The organism is Blastococcus sp. PRF04-17 (genome assembly GCF_023016265.1).
Lineage (GTDB): Bacteria > Actinomycetota > Actinomycetes > Mycobacteriales > Geodermatophilaceae > Blastococcus_B.
In genome coordinates this window covers 3,719,803-3,734,073 of sequence record NZ_CP095412.1, presented here as the reverse complement: position 1 = coordinate 3,734,073, position 14,271 = coordinate 3,719,803, and the positions used below count along the sequence as shown (strand labels likewise).

11 protein-coding genes and 1 tRNA gene are annotated in these 14,271 nt (G+C 72.0%); 5 read left to right on the top strand and 7 right to left on the bottom strand.

All coding sequences use genetic code 11. From position 1 onward, the window contains the following. Nucleotides 1–56 precede the first annotated feature (56 nt). From MVA48_RS18920 to MVA48_RS18905, 4 genes are all read right to left on the bottom strand, one after another. Nucleotides 57–2,504: a putative bifunctional diguanylate cyclase/phosphodiesterase gene (locus MVA48_RS18920; protein ID WP_246982478.1), complete on the bottom strand. Its 2,448-nt coding sequence runs from the start codon at nt 2,502–2,504 to the stop codon at nt 57–59. Between the two features lie 550 nt (nt 2,505–3,054). Beyond that, the gene (locus MVA48_RS18915; protein WP_246982476.1) at nt 3,055–4,680 is read right to left on the bottom strand and encodes a hypothetical protein; all 1,626 of its coding nucleotides are present in this window, start codon (nt 4,678–4,680) and stop codon (nt 3,055–3,057) included. A 5-nt stretch (nt 4,681–4,685) separates the two neighbouring features. Continuing rightward, nucleotides 4,686–5,150, bottom strand: a complete 465-nt coding sequence (locus tag MVA48_RS18910) for a hypothetical protein (RefSeq protein ID WP_246982474.1) — start codon at nt 5,148–5,150, stop codon at nt 4,686–4,688. Continuing rightward, nucleotides 5,147–5,431: a hypothetical protein gene (locus MVA48_RS18905; RefSeq protein WP_246982472.1), complete on the bottom strand. Its 285-nt coding sequence runs from the start codon at nt 5,429–5,431 to the stop codon at nt 5,147–5,149. The genes MVA48_RS18910 and MVA48_RS18905 overlap by 4 nt, the downstream gene beginning before the upstream one ends. A 149-nt stretch (nt 5,432–5,580) precedes the next feature. Between MVA48_RS18905 and MVA48_RS18900 the strand changes: the two genes are divergently transcribed. Beyond that, the gene (locus tag MVA48_RS18900) at nt 5,581–6,012 is read left to right on the top strand and encodes a Tad domain-containing protein (protein ID WP_246982471.1); all 432 of its coding nucleotides are present in this window, start codon (nt 5,581–5,583) and stop codon (nt 6,010–6,012) included. A 47-nt stretch (nt 6,013–6,059) separates the two neighbouring features. Here the strand turns inward: MVA48_RS18900 and MVA48_RS18895 are convergent. After that, nucleotides 6,060–6,141 (bottom strand) — tRNA-Tyr (locus MVA48_RS18895). A gap of 88 nt (nt 6,142–6,229) precedes the next feature. Here MVA48_RS18895 and MVA48_RS18890 point away from each other — a divergent pair. After that, nucleotides 6,230–6,721 (top strand): YajQ family cyclic di-GMP-binding protein, encoded by a 492-nt coding sequence (locus tag MVA48_RS18890; RefSeq protein ID WP_246982470.1) that lies wholly within the window; start codon nt 6,230–6,232, stop codon nt 6,719–6,721. Between the two features lie 124 nt (nt 6,722–6,845). On the opposite strand, the gene MVA48_RS18885 is transcribed toward MVA48_RS18890, so the two are convergent. After that, entirely contained in the window at nt 6,846–7,400 is a 555-nt protein-coding gene (locus MVA48_RS18885) for a TetR/AcrR family transcriptional regulator (protein ID WP_246982469.1), read from the bottom strand. A 135-nt stretch (nt 7,401–7,535) separates the two neighbouring features. Here MVA48_RS18885 and MVA48_RS18880 point away from each other — a divergent pair, with 135 nt between their 5' ends. Then, nucleotides 7,536–10,019 (top strand): PEP/pyruvate-binding domain-containing protein, encoded by a 2,484-nt coding sequence (locus MVA48_RS18880; protein WP_246982468.1) that lies wholly within the window; start codon nt 7,536–7,538, stop codon nt 10,017–10,019. Between the two features lie 194 nt (nt 10,020–10,213). On the opposite strand, the gene htpX is transcribed toward MVA48_RS18880, so the two are convergent. Next, nucleotides 10,214–11,086 carry a zinc metalloprotease HtpX gene (gene htpX / locus MVA48_RS18875; RefSeq protein WP_246982467.1) on the bottom strand — a complete coding sequence of 291 codons (873 nt, stop codon included), beginning with the start codon at nt 11,084–11,086 and terminating at the stop codon, nt 10,214–10,216. A 176-nt stretch (nt 11,087–11,262) separates the two neighbouring features. On the opposite strand from htpX, the gene MVA48_RS18870 reads away from it, so the two are divergent. After that, nucleotides 11,263–13,182, top strand: a complete 1,920-nt coding sequence (locus tag MVA48_RS18870) for a 2-oxoacid:acceptor oxidoreductase subunit alpha (protein ID WP_246982466.1) — start codon at nt 11,263–11,265, stop codon at nt 13,180–13,182. Then, nucleotides 13,179–14,270: a 2-oxoacid:ferredoxin oxidoreductase subunit beta gene (locus tag MVA48_RS18865; protein WP_246982463.1), complete on the top strand. Its 1,092-nt coding sequence runs from the start codon at nt 13,179–13,181 to the stop codon at nt 14,268–14,270. Before MVA48_RS18870 ends, MVA48_RS18865 begins: the two co-directional genes overlap by 4 nt. Nucleotide 14,271: the final 1 nt, after the last annotated feature.

Here is a 14,271-nt window from a genome sequence, read left to right as displayed (position 1 = left end):
GAGCCGTCGAGAACTGTACCTGACCGGCGCGGTCGGCTCCGGCAGGGGGCGCGCCGCTACGTCCGCACGAACAGCCGGCGATGGGTCGCCCCGGGCGCCGCCGAGCGGACGCCGGTGCGGGCCAGCAGCCAGCTCTCCAGCCGGTCGTCGGGCAGCGGACGGCTGACCAGGAATCCCTGGAGCTTGTCGCATCCCATCTGGGCGAGCAGGTTGCGGGTCAGCTCGTCCTCGACGCCCTCGGCGACCACCCGGAGACCCAGGTTGTGGGCCAGTTCGATGATCGACCGCGCGATGAACGACTCCCCCTGGCTGGTCGACATGCCCAGGACGAAGGACTTGTCGATCTTCACCTCGTCGATGGGGAGCTGGCGCAACTGGGAGAGCGACGAGTAGCCGGTGCCGAAGTCGTCCATGGACAGCCGCAAGCCCAGGCCGTGCAGATCGGCCAGGACGGTGCTGTCGCGGACCGAGTCGTCGACGACGCTGCCCTCGGTGAGCTCGAGGGTCAGCAGCTCGCCCGGCACGCGGTGCCGCTGCAGCGCGCGCCGCACCCGGGCGACGAGGTCGTGCTCGGTGAGGCAGTGCACCGAGAGGTTCACCGCGACCGACAGCGCGATGTCCTGGTCCAGCCACCGCCGGCAGCGAGCCAGAGCGAGGTCGAGCACGTGGTCGGTCAGGTGCCCGATGCGGCCGATCTGCTCGGCGAGGTGGATGAAGTCGTCCGGGGGGATCGAGCCGTAGCGCGGGTGCGCCCAGCGGACGAGCGTCTCCACCGAGACGATGTCGGAGGTCTGGGCGTCGATGATGGGCTGGTAGACGACGCTGATCTGGCCCTCGCGCATCGCCGTCTCGAGCTCGGTGCCCAGCTGCAGGCGGCGCAGGCTCTGCTGGTCGAGCACCGGGTGGTAGCTGGCCACCCCACCGGAGTCCGCCGCGGCCAGCAGGGCGACGTCGGCCCGCTGCATGAGCGTGCCCGCGTCCGTGCCGTGCACCGGAGCGGCGGCCACGCCGATGGTCAGGGTCACCTCGAGGTCCAGGCCGGCCACCCGTGAGCGGGTGGAGGCCGCCTCGCGCAACCGCCGGGCCGCCCGCTCGGTCGCCTGCAGCGACAGTCCCGGCAGGAGGACGGCGAACTGCTCGCCCTCCATGCGGGCCAGCAGGGCGTGCGGCGGCGCGTGCTCGCGCAGCAGGCCCGCGGTGACGAGGAGCAGTTCGTCGCTGGCCGCGTGGCCGAGGGTGTCGGTGACCTCGGTGTAGTTGCCCAGGGAGGCCAGGATCAGCCCCGCGCGGGCGGTCATCGGCTCGGCCGAGAGCAGTTGCTCGATCTCCGCCGCCAGGCGCTGGCGGTTGGGCAGGCCGGTGAGCCGGTCGTGGTCGGCGTCGTAGCGGATCTGCGTCAGCAGCTGCTGGTGCCGGATCGCTGCGTTGACGTGGGTGAGCATGGAGTCCAGTGCCGCCCGGTCGCTGTCGGCGAAGTCCATCACCTCGCTGGAGCGGTCGCAGACCTCCAGGTATCCGGGCTCACCGGCTGCCGTCATGACCGGCGCGCCGAGCAGGTCGGAGACGCCCCGCCGCGCCAGGCCGGCGGCCTCTTCGGGGTCGGCCTTGGCGAGCGAGACCAGCAGCGGGCCGTCGGTGGAGCTGACGGCCCGGCGGCGGAAGACGTCGTCCGGGTCGCCGGGGCCGTCGTACCAGACCGCGCCGTTCTCGGCGGAGACGATCAAACGCGGTTCCTCGTCGAGGTACGGCGGGAGCCACAGCGCGACGCGCTCGGCGTTCAGCAGCTCCCGGACTGCCTGCACGATCTGCTGGGTGCCCGCCTCGTCCGGGGAGACCTGCTCCACCCGGCGCGCGAAGGCGTAGACGCGCTCGACGCTGCTGCCCTCGCGGGCCACCTTGCCGAAGCGCCGGAAGAGCAGTCCGACGACCGAGAGCACGGGCAGGATGAGCAGCCAGGCCCACGGGCTCAGCGTCGTCAGGAGCAGCGCGATGATGCCGACCGAGACGATGACCGGCGAGACGACGGCGATCGGCACGAGCTGCTCGCGCCACAGCGAGGGACCGGGATACCCCGCCGTCCCGATGATCGCGACGCTGATCATCAGTGCCACGACGAGGTTGGCGATCAGGACGGCGAGGACGAGGCCCAGCCAGCCCAGCGGCTGGGTGATCTCGGCGTCCGGCATGGCCTGGAGGACGGCGACCGCGACGGAGCCGTGGAGCAGCGCCATGGCGAGGTTGAAGACCGCCTTCGCCGGCTGGAAGTGGCCGCGCAGGCCGGTCTGCAGGGCCAGCGCGACGATCCACGCGATGGTGGCCCAGAACCCGCCCACCTCGACCAGCGCGATGGTCAGCGCGAGTTCGGCCAGCGACCACGAGTAGGTCTGCCGCCGGAACTCGACATGCATCTCGATGGACTCGCTGACCAGGAACAGGACACCGACGGCGAGCACCGCCAGCGGGCGGAACGGCTCGATGGCGGCCGGCAGGACGGATGCAGCCAAGGTCAGCGCCAGGACGGTGCCACCGACGGCGATGGTCCAAGCCCGGCGCGTCGCGGCGGAGGAGCCGCGCGGCGCAGGGGAAATCTCGGGCTCGGCCAACGTGACCCGGTTTCTCTCAGGTGGGGAAGGGCGCGCCGAGGCTAACAGCGGCGAGGCCCGGGACCGAGGAGCCGGAACCCGAAACGGGGCAGGTGCCCTCAGGCCGCCTGCCCCGCTGCGGAGGAATCTTCAGATCAGTGGATCAGTTCCACTTCGCCGTGCGGTTCCACTTCGCCGTCCGGTTCCACTTGGCGGTGCGGTTCCACTTGGCGGTACGGGTCTGCGAGCTCATGACGCCTCCACGAATGTGTGCATGACTGACTGCGGGCTTGCGGCAGCCACTTACGCGCGGGGGCAGAGCGTCGTTCGGTACGGACCGCGCTGGGAACATTGCTTCCCGTCACCCGGATGGACAAGCATCGAAGATCACGACGGGGTGACGATCCCTCGCGTCGTCACTCTGTGTAGCTGCGATTGGACGAGTCGTCACCGATCGGGTGAGAGCTGGCTCTCAATCGCCGCCGCGGAGCAGCTTCAGCGCCCTCACGACCCGCTCCTGCGCCAGCCCCCTGAGGCCATCGGCGAACACTGCCGCGAGGTCGGATTCCTCGGACACGGGTGCGGCGACGTCGCCCAGCGCCCGCCCGGTCCGGGCGAACGCAGCTCGCGCCTGCTCGTCCAGCGCCGCCAGGTCGACCGAGCGATCCGGTGAGGTCGCCGCCGAGGCGACGTCCACGGCATCATCCGCATCGAAACGCAGCCCTCGATCGACCCCCGCGTCGAACCTGCCGTCCATGCCGAGGGCGATCGCTGCGCTCCCTTCTGCCACTCCTCCGACGAGGCCCCAGGGCCCCGGCAGGAATCCCAGCAGACCGAAGGTCTTGTCCCACCGCTCGGCCTCGGCCTCCGCCTCCTCCTTGATCTCGTACGCGTCGAGCGCGTGGTCGAGTCGCTGGCCGTACTCCCGGGCCGCCATGTACGCGGCGGGGATCGCGACCGCCGGTGCGGGCGAGAAGGAACTGGCATCTCCTGGTTCGACCGGGCGGTCGCGGGACCAGTCCAGGATGGCCTCCTGCATCGCCGCCGCCCCGCCGCTCCCGACACTCAGGTAGCCGAGGGCACGCAGCGGCGCTCCGCCGTTGCGCAGCAGTCCGTCGACTCCCACCGACAGCGCCTCGACCGCGACCGGGACGTGCGCCGCCACCGCGTGCGCGAGGGACGAGGAGACGGCGTCGACGGTGTCTCGCCGAACCGTGCGCGCCGACAGGTCGCCCGGCGTCAGACCTGAGCCGATCACCTCCAGCGCCACCCGGACGGCACGGGCGCCCGTGGACGAATCGTCGAGCCGGAGCTGGTGCACCAACTCGCCGAAGGCGTCGCCTCCGTCCCTCCACCACCGGGACAACGCCTCGGTCCACACAGCGGCCTCCTCGAGCAGGCCCGCCACCACATGGGGAGCACCACTCCGGGCGAGGACACCCATCCCCACAGCGACGGGGTCGGCCAGCTCTGAGCTCCATCTGTACGTGACCCGCTCACCGACTCGTCGCCCCTCGGCTTTGTCCAGCAGCAGGAACTGCCGCGTCCACAGGGCGACGGTGGCGGGACGCAACCCGCGCGCTCCGGGAACGGCCCCCGCGGCGAGCACGGCGGTCATGCCGGCCACCGTCAGGTCCACCGAGACGCCCTGTGCGCCCGCGTACGGAGCGTCCACGACCGCCCACGACGGTCCACCGGAGGAAGCCACGCCGAGCACGGACGCCAGCAGCGCCGCCACCGGCGACGTCGCCGGGTCCGCGGCACGACCCAGGGCGGTCAGCAGATCCCGCACGCCGTCCACCCCGAGACGAGCGAGCACGGCGTCCGCGAACGCCGGCGTCCCCGAGAGAGGAAGGGCGGCGCGAGCTGCGTGCGCCATGCGGTCCTGGATGCCCTCGAGCTCCGGGTCGCCGTCGAAGTCGCCGAGCTGCGCCGCGAGCGCAGCGCCTCGCGCCGCGAGTTCCTCCTCGCCCCAACCGGGGAGGAGCGTGGCCAGGTGGGCCAGCGCGCGGACGTCGTCGCCGGGCCGGCCGTGGCCGCCCACGACCGCTCCGGCCTCCCGCAGCGCCGACGCCACGACGGCAGCCTCGGCCTCCACCTCGGTCAGCAGGGCCGCGTGCGGCGCCGACGCGAGTCCTCCCCTGCCCGGAACTCCTCGACGACGGCGGCCGCGGCCGGCCCGCCGAACCTGAACTCCGCCTGAGGATCCGGTAGCTCGGACACCAGCCTCCAGGCCCGGCGGTAGTCCTCGTCCTGCTCCTCCCGCAACGCGTCGACCCGCCGCCGGGCCTCGCCCAGCCGGTCGGCGTACGCGCTCAGCCGCGCGGTCGCGAGCAAAACCGCTCCGGCCATCTGGTGCGACAGCCCGGCCACCGATCCGATCTGGGCCGCCGCGGCCGTGGCATCGGCGCCGAGCCAGCCGGGCGCGGCGGCGCTCGGGCCGGTCAGGTCCCCGGCCAGCACGGTCAGCAGGTGCGCCACCCGGGCGACGGCCTGGACGAGCTCGTCCAGAGCGGCGGGATCGCCCCGCGGGTGGTCGAGGGGGATCGTCTCGGGGAGGGCGGTCATCGGGCGTCGGCCCGCCCGGCCGCCGGGACGACGGCCGCGTCCAGCCGGAGCCAGGAGTCGGCGACGGCGGCCACGGTGTCCCCCAGCCACTGCAGCTCCCCCGCGAGTGCCCGCCCCGCCGTCCGGTGGCTCTCCAGGAAGTTGTCGACCGCCGCGCTGAGGTGCTCCCCGACGTCGCCCGGGGAGCCCAGCCGCGGGCCGATCTCCTCGGCGACCCGAGCGGCTGCGCGCAGCGCGTTGGCGAGGCCGTAGACCTCGATCGGGGGCAGCTCGACGACCATGTCGGCAGTGTCACCGGTGAGATCGCCGGGTGCGGGCGTCGTCCACAGGCCCCGTGGCGCGACTCCGGGCCACACGATCGGGTGTCCACAGTGTCCACAGACCCTGTCCACAGGCGGTGGACGACGACCGCCGTCCGTACGCTGCGCCGGTGCGGACGTTCGAGACCGACCGGGAGCGCGGATCCACGCTGCCCTTCGTCCTGGTCTGCTGGACGGTCGCGGCGCTCATGGTCCTCGGGGCCATCGCAGCCTCCGACGCCTTCCTCGAGCAGCAGGAGGTGCAGGCGGTGTGCGACGGCGCCGCCCTGGCCGCGGCCAACCGCACCGACGAGGCCGTCGTCTACTCCGAAGGCGTCGGCACCGAGCTGCCGCTCACCATGGCCGCCGCGCAGGCGGCCGTCGCCGACCAGCTCGCCGACGGAGGTGCGCGGCTCGACTCGTGGTCGGCCCGGACGGACGGCGCCGAGGTCACGGTGCGGTGCACCCGGTTCGTCGAGATCGCCTTCGGCTGGTTGTTCCTGGGCGGCCAGCCGCTGGAGCGCACCGCGACGGCGAGCGCACGGGCACCCACCGTCCCCTGAGCGACAGCGGCCCCCGACCAGGTGGTCGAGGGCCGCTGCACCAGGCGTGGCGGGTGAAGGATTCGAACCTTCGTAGGCTAAGCCGACGGATTTACAGTCCGCTCCCATTGGCCACTCGGGCAACCCGCCGTGCGGTGGTACCGGAGAAGACTACAAGACGAGCGACGGCGTCCTCGGACACCCGGAGGCGACGTCCACGCAGCGGAAGGGAACAGCCATGGCCGACTCGTCCTTCGACGTCGTGAGCAAGGTGGACCGCCAGGAGGTGGACAACGCGCTGAACCAGGCGGGCAAGGAGCTCTCGCAGCGCTTCGACTTCCGCGGCACGAACGCATCCATCGCCTGGGCAGGCGAGGACGGCGTCACGCTGCAGGCCGACACCGAGGAGCGGGTCTCCGCCGCGCTCGAGGTGTTCAAGGAGAAGCTGATCCGGCGCAACATCTCGCTCAAGGTGCTCGACGTCGGCGAGCCGCAGGCGTCGGGGAAGACGTACAAGATCTCTGCACGGATCAAGCAGGGCATCGAGTCCGACGTCGCCAAGAAGATCGCCAAGCTGATCCGCGACGAGGGCCCGAAGGGTGTGCAGGCGCAGATCCAGGGCGACCAGCTGCGGGTCAGCGGCAAGAAGCGCGACGACCTGCAGGCTGTCCAGCAGCTGCTCAAGGGCGCCGACCTCGACGTGGCTCTGCAGTTCGACAACTACCGCTGATCAGCGACGGTCGCGCAGTTCAGCGGCGTGCCATAGGAGTCGAGTTCCATACGGTCCGCACGTCGCGGACCTGGTGGGTGTGTGATGCCGATGGCGAGTGCGCTCCCATCGGCGCGGCAGGTGCTCAGGAAGTCTCACCCGTCCTCCGTGCGTCGGCGAGCAGCGCCCGTGCCGTCCGCGAGACCGCCTCGCCGGCCTGCTCGGCGGTCAGACCCAGCTCCCGCGTCAGCGTGTACCAGGTGTGGGATCCGAACAGCAGGCGCACGATCGCGGACACCTGACGCCGGGTCGACGGATCCACCGTCGGCAACCCGTCGGCGATCACCCGCTCGACCGCGCGCGTGCGCTCGCGGTGACCCTCGGACAGCAGTCTGTTGGCCTGGGCGGTCAGCACCATGGCCTCGGCCGGCCTGCCGACATCCTCCATCGCCGTGAACAAGGTGCGACCGGTGTCCAGCAGCTCGTCGAGCGACACGTCCGCCGACGCCGGCAGGGTGCGTTCCATCCTGGCGGTGAGCTCGGATTCCACCCACTCGGTCAACGCATCGAGCAACGACTGCCAATCGGGGAAGTGGCGGTAGACGGTGCGCTGCGACACCTGCGCGCGCTCGGCGATCGCCGCGATGGTGGTGTCCGCCATCCCGTTGGCGACGAGCTCGTCAGCGGCCGCCGCCAGCACCAGCTGACGCGTCTCGTGCGCCTGGCGTTCGCGGAGCGGGCTGCGGTAGCTGCGGGGTCCACTCACTGCTCGACAGTAGCGCATGATTGATGTCATAGTAACTGCCACCAAAAACCGGGTGGTCAGGAGCAGACGATGACCGGTGCACCCAGGACTGCCGATCCGACCGTGGTCGACCTCATGGACCCGGCGGCCCGCGACGCCACGGTGGTGGGTCACAAGGCGGCCACCCTCGCGATGCTGACGGCCGTCGGATTCCCCGTGCCCGCCTTCTTCGTCATCACCGCCGACTCCTGGGGCGAGCTGACCGGGACCGCGGAGCCGGCAGCCGACGAGCTCGCGGGTGCACCGCTGCCTCCCGGCCTGCGGGAGCAGATCGCCGCGGCGCTCGCGCGCCTCGGTGGCGGACCGGTCGCGGTCAGGTCGTCGGCGACGGCCGAGGACCTCCCGGACGCGTCCTTCGCCGGCCAGTACGCATCGTTCCTCGACGTCGAGGGCCTCGATGCGGTGTGTGACGCGGTCCGCCGCTGCGTCGCCGCTGCACGCAGCGACCGGGTCACGACCTACCGGGCCGCGGCCGGCGCCGCCGAAGGCGGCATGGCGGTGCTGGTCCAGCGCATGGTCCGGGCCGAGGCGGCCGGTGTCGCCTTCACCGCCAACCCGGTCACCGGCGACCGCGACCAGACGCTGGTCAGCGCCGTGCGGGGGCTGGGGGAGCGGCTGGTGTCGGGGGGCACCACCCCAGACGAGTGGGTGGTGCGCGGCGGCACCGCCGAGTGCGTCGCCGCCCCGGAGAACGCGCTCGACGCGGCGAGCGCGCTGCAGGTGGCCGAGATGGCGGAACGACTCGAGGACCGGCTGGGAACCCCCCAGGACGTCGAGTGGGCGATCGCCGACGGGAACGTGCACGTGCTGCAGTCCCGGCCGATCACCGCCCTGCCGACCGCTCCGGCGCTGCAGGTCCCGACCGAGGGCACCTGGACCAAGGACGCCGCGCACTACCACGAGCCGATGACCCCGCTCGGCGCGTCGGTCTACCTGCCCCTGCTCGACGCCACCATCTCCGAGATGTTCGGCGACTTCGGTCTCCTGCTCGACACCCTGACGAGCCGGTCGCTGGGCGGGGAGATCTACACCCGGGTGCTGCCGGTGGGGGGCAAGGAGGGCCCGGCACCACCGTGGTGGGTGATGGGGATCCTGACCCGGGTGGTGCCGCCCCTGCGCCGGCGGACAGCGACCGCCCGCCGGGTGCTGCGCACCGGGTTGCTCGACGAGCTGCCCGCCCGCTGGGAGCGGCAGTGGCGCGACGAGTTCCGGAGCGACACCGAGCGGCTGCGGACCACGGACCTGGCGGCCTTGTCCGACGCCGAGCTCGAGGCCACGTTCGGCGCCGCCGTCGCGCTGCTGCGCCGGGGCCTGCACATCCACTTCCGGTTGTTGCCGCCCTACGTCGTCGCGCTGCACGAGCTGGCCACCACCTGCGGACAACTCCTGGGCTGGGACACGTTGCAGACCCTGCAGCTGCTGACGGGCCTGTCCGAGACGTCCGCCGAGCCGGCCCGGGCGCTGGCCGCACTGGCCACGCAGGTGCGCGGCCGCCCGGAGGCGAAGGCGGTGCTGGCGGACCCCGGATCCGACGTCGAGAAGCGGTTGGCAGAGCTCGACCCGGCGCTCGGCGCCGCATTCCGCGGCCACCTCGACCGCTTCGGCCATCGCACGCTCGGCGACGACCCCGGTTCGGCCACGCTGGCCGAACGGCCCTGGCTGCTGGCGGGGCTGCTGCGCGAAGCCGCGGCCGGTGAACGACCGGGCGAGGACCCTCACGCGCTGCGGGACCGGGCGGAGGCCGAGGCGCGCCGGCTGCTGGCGCCTCGGTCCGAGGAGGACCGTCGGCGGTTCGATCGCGCGCTGACGGCCGCGCGGCGGGTCTACGGCGTCCGGGAGGACAACGTGTTCTGGACCGGAAATCTCCCGTGCGGGCTGATCCGCCGCGTGGCGCTGGAGATCGGCGAGCGGCTGGTCCGGGACGACCGCATCGCACGACCGGCGGATGTGGCGTACCTCGCCGACGACGAGCTGCGGCGGGCGCTGCGCGCCGACGAGGACGTGCGGGAGCTCGTCGCACGGCGGCGTGCCGAGCGGGCCTGGGTCACCGCCCACCCCGGTCCGGCCTTCCACGGTCCCCCGCCGCAGCAGCCGCCCGACGTGCGGGGGCTACCGGACGAGGCGCGGCGGATCAACGCCGCGTTCATGTGGTACATGGCCAACGAGTTCACCCCCAGCGTCGGCGAGGCGCAGGCCGGGCTGGCCGGCGCACCCGGCTCACCGGGCACCCACACGGGACCGGTCCGGGTCATTCGTTCCGAGGACGAGTTCGGCAACCTGCGGCCCGGCGACGTCCTCGTGGCCCGCGTCACCACTCCGGTGTGGTCGGTGCTGTTCGGCATCGCCGGAGCGGTGGTCACCGACGGGGGTGGCGCGCTGTCGCACACCGCGATCGTCGCGCGCGAGCACGGCATCCCCGCGGTGCTCGCGACGTCGACGGCGACCACCGAGCTGACCGATGGCCACATCGTCACCGTCGACGGCACCGCCGGCGTCGTACGCCTGGACACCTGAGCCGATGCCTCGCCAGGACATCCTCACCCCGCTCGGCTCTGGACCGTGCCGGAAGGCGATGCCCTTCTGGTGACTGCTCCTCACCACCGGCCCCGGTCCCGTTCGACGACGACGAGGAGCTGCCAGTTCCGTCGATCGCAACGAGAGCCGCGTACACCCGGGGTCGGTTCGACCACTACCGCTGACGGGGGTCCTCACCCGAGCTCCCGGGCCATCTGCTCCAGCCGGGCGACCCGCTGCTCCATGGGCGGGTGGGTGCTGAACCAGGAGGCCAGTCCCTGCCCGCGGAACGGGTTGGCGATCATCAGGTGGCTCTGGGTCACCAGCCGGTCATCCTGGGGCAGCGGCAGGACGGAGGTCCCGCGCGCGATCTTGCGCAGGGCGGAGGCGAGGGCCAGCGGATCCCGGGAGAGGGCGGCGCCGGTGGCGTCGGCCTGGTACTCGCGGCTGCGGCTGACCGACATCTGGATCAGCCCGGCGGCCAGGGGGCCGAGGAAGATCAGCAGCAGTCCACCGAGCGCGTTCCCGCCACCCCGGTCGTCACCGGCACGCCCGCCGAACAGCGAGGCGAACATCGCCATGTGCGCCAGGTAGGTGATCACCGTGGCCATGGCCCCGGCGACGGAGCTGATCAGGATGTCGCGGTTGTAGACGTGCGAGAGCTCGTGGGCCAGCACGCCCCGCAGCTCGCGCCGGTCGAGCAGTTCGAGGATGCCCTGGGTCACGCAGACCGCCGCGTTGCGCGGGTTCCGCCCGGTGGCGAACGCGTTGGGCTGGTTGGTGGGGCTCACGTAGAGCCGGGGCATGGGCTGCCGCGCCTCGGTCGCCAGTTCGCGCACCATGGCGTAGAGCTGCGGCGCCTGCGTCTCGGTGACCGGGAACGCGCGCATGGCCCGCAGCGCCAGCTTGTCGGAGTTGAAGTACGCGTACCCGTTGACCCCGAGTGCGACGACCAGGGCGATGAGCAGACCGCCGCGTCCCCCGAGGAGCGCACCGGCGGCCAGGATGAGCCCACCCATCAGCCCCAGGAGCACAGCGGTCTTGAATCCGTTGTTCCATCGCTGCACGTCCGCTCCAACGCGACGCCCCCGGCCCCCGGTTCCCGGCGGCCCTGCGACCTGTCCCTCGTCGGAATGAGGAACGGGATCGCCCGGTTGTTGAGGTTCGGCAGGATTCGTGTCCGGGTCCACACCCCGGCTGCGGACACACGCACGTAACCTCGGCCGGTGGAGGTGCACCACTCATGACTGCGATCGATCGGCCCGAGGCGGCCATCAGCTCGGCTCCGGGCGGTCTCGTGAAGAGCGTCGTCGAGCTGGACCGGGTGGTGATCCGGCTGGCCGGCGACTCCGGCGACGGCATGCAGCTGACCGGCAACCGGTTCACCAGCGAGACGGCGTCCTTCGGCAACGACCTGTCGACGCTGCCCAACTTCCCCGCCGAGATCCGCGCGCCGACGGGGACCCTGCCCGGCGTCAGCTCGTTCCAGCTGCACTTCGCCGACCACGACATCATGACGCCCGGCGACGCCCCCGACGTCCTCGTCGCGATGAACCCGGCGGCACTCAAGGCCAACCTCGCCGATCTGCCCGGTGGCGGGTTGCTGATCGTGGACTCCGACGAGTTCACCCCGCGCAACCTGGCGAAGGTCGGCTACGCGACCAACCCGCTGGAGGACGGTTCGCTGGAGGGCTGGCAGACCGTCGCCGTCCCGCTCACCTCGATGACACTGGACGCCCTCGCCGACTCCGGTCTGGGCAAGAAGGAGGCGGAGCGGAGCAAGAACATGTTCACGCTCGGCCTGCTGTCGTGGATGTACCACCGGCCGACCGAGGGCACGATCCGCTTCCTCGAGCGCACCTTCCGCCGCAAGCCGGAGATCGCCGCGGCCAACATCGCCGCGTTCCGGGCCGGCTACAACTACGGCGAGACGACCGAGGCGTTCGCGGTCTCCTACGAGATCAAGCCCGCGCCGATGGCACCGGGCCGCTACCGCAACATCTCCGGCAACCAGGCGCTGGCGCTCGGCCTCGTGGCCGCCGGCCGGCGCTCGAAGCTGCCGGTGTTCCTGGGCGCCTACCCGATCACCCCGGCCTCGGACATCCTGCACGAGCTGTCCAAGCACAAGGGCTTCGACGTGCGCACCTTCCAGGCCGAGGACGAGATCGCCGGCATCGCCTCGGCGATCGGCGCCTCCTTCGGCGGCGCGCTCGGCGTGACGACGACGTCGGGACCCGGTGTCTCGCTGAAGTCGGAGGCGATGGGCCTGGCGGTGATGACGGAGCTGCCGCTGGTCGTGGTCGACGTGCAGCGCGGTGGCCCGTCGACCGGGCTGCCCACCAAGACCGAGCAGTCGGACCTGCTGCAGGCGATGTTCGGCCGCAACGGCGAGGCGCCGATCCCGGTGATCGCGCCCCGTTCCCCGGGCGACTGCTTCGACGCCGCCCTCGAGGCGTGCCGGATCGCGCTGGCCTACCGGACGCCGGTCATCCTGCTGTCCGACGGCTACCTGGCCAACGGCGCCGAGCCGTGGGCGATCCCGGCGGTCGACGACCTCCCCGACCTGAGCACGGCGGTGGCCTTCGCGACCGAGCCCAACGGGGAGGACGGCGAGTTCCTCCCGTACCTGCGCGACCCGGAGACCCTCGCCCGGCCGTGGGCGATCCCGGGCACCGCGGGGATGCAGCACCGCATCGGCGGACTGGAGAAGGCCGACCGGACCGGCAACATCTCCTACGACCCGGCCAACCACGACTTCATGACCCGCACCCGGCAGGCCAAGGTCGACGGCATCGCCGCGGACCTGCCACCGACCGAGGTCGACGACCCGGACGGCGACGCGCGGGTGGCCGTGATCGGCTGGGGCTCGACCTACGGCCCGATCGGCGCCGCCTGCCGGCGGATCCGCCGGTCCGGTCGCTCCGTCGCGCAGATCCACCTGCGCCACCTCAACCCGATGCCGGCCGACCTGGGCGACATCCTGGCCCGCTACGACCGCGTGATCTGCCCGGAGATGAACCTCGGCCAGCTCGCGCTGCTGCTGCGCGCCAAGTACCTCGTCGACGTCGAGAGCCACACCCAGGTGCGCGGGCTGCCCTTCCGCGCCGCCGAGCTCGCCGCCGTCGTCCAAGACGTCATCGACACCACCGGAGGCACCCAGTGACCACCGTCGAGCTCGGCATGCCCGCCGAAGGGCCGATCGCCGACGCCGTCCAGCACTCGGTCGAGGCCCACGGCCCGAAGCAGACCGAGCTGAAGGCCAAGGACTTCAAGACCGACCAGGAGGTGCGCTGGTGCCCGGGGTGCGGTGACTACGTCATCCTCAACGCGGTCCAGTCCTTCCTGCCCTCGCTGGGCATCGCCCGCGAGGACATGGTGATCGTCTCGGGGATCGGCTGCTCCTCCCGCTTCCCGTACTACATGAACACCTACGGGATGCACTCCATCCACGGCCGCGCCCCGGCGATCGCCACCGGCCTGGCCGCCTCCCGCCCCGACCTGTCGGTGTGGGTGGTCACCGGCGACGGCGACGCGCTGTCCATCGGCGGCAACCACCTCATCCACGCGCTGCGCCGCAACGTGAACATGACGATCCTGCTGTTCAACAACCGGATCTACGGGCTGACCAAGGGCCAGTACTCGCCCACCAGCGAGGTCGGCAAGGTCACCAAGTCCACCCCCATGGGCTCCCTGGACCACCCGTTCAACCCGGTCTCCCTCGCCCTCGGCGCCGACGCCACCTTCGTCGGCCGCGCGATGGACTCCGACCGCAAGGGGCTCACCGACGTGCTGCGGCAGGCCGCCGAGCACCAGGGCACCTCGCTGGTGGAGATCTACCAGAACTGCAACATCTTCAACGACGGCGCCTTCGAGCTGCTCAAGGACCCCGCCACCGGCACCCAGTGGTCGATCCCGCTGGTCCACGGCCAGCCGCTGGTCTTCGGCCCCGACGGCGCCTCCTGCGTCGTGCGCGACGAGTTCGGCGGCCTGCGGATCGCCGAGACCAACCAGGTCGACGCGGCCGAGATCGTGGTCCACGACGCGCACCGGGAGAACCCCGCGTATGCGTTCGCGCTGTCCCGGCTGTCCTCCCAGGACCTGCGCTACACCCCGATGGGCGTCTTCCGCTCGGTGCAGAAGGCGACCTACGACTCGATGATGGCCGAGCAGGTCGACCTCGCCCGCACCCAGCAGCCCGCCGACCTCCACGCCCTCCTGTCGGGCACCGACACCTGGACCGTCGAGGCCTGAG

Bases quoted from the DNA above. Each gene is read 5' to 3' on its own strand.
- MVA48_RS18910 (WP_246982474.1), bottom strand. From the start codon at position 5,150: ATGACCGCCCTCCCCGAGACGATCCCCCTCGACCACCCGCGGGGCGAT.
- MVA48_RS18905 (WP_246982472.1), bottom strand. From the start codon at position 5,431: ATGGTCGTCGAGCTGCCCCCGATCGAGGTCTACGGCCTCGCCAACGCG.
- MVA48_RS18890 (WP_246982470.1), top strand. From the start codon at position 6,230: ATGGCCGACTCGTCCTTCGACGTCGTGAGCAAGGTGGACCGCCAGGAG.
- MVA48_RS18880 (WP_246982468.1), top strand. From the start codon at position 7,536: ATGACCGGTGCACCCAGGACTGCCGATCCGACCGTGGTCGACCTCATG.
- MVA48_RS18870 (WP_246982466.1), top strand. From the start codon at position 11,263: ATGACTGCGATCGATCGGCCCGAGGCGGCCATCAGCTCGGCTCCGGGC.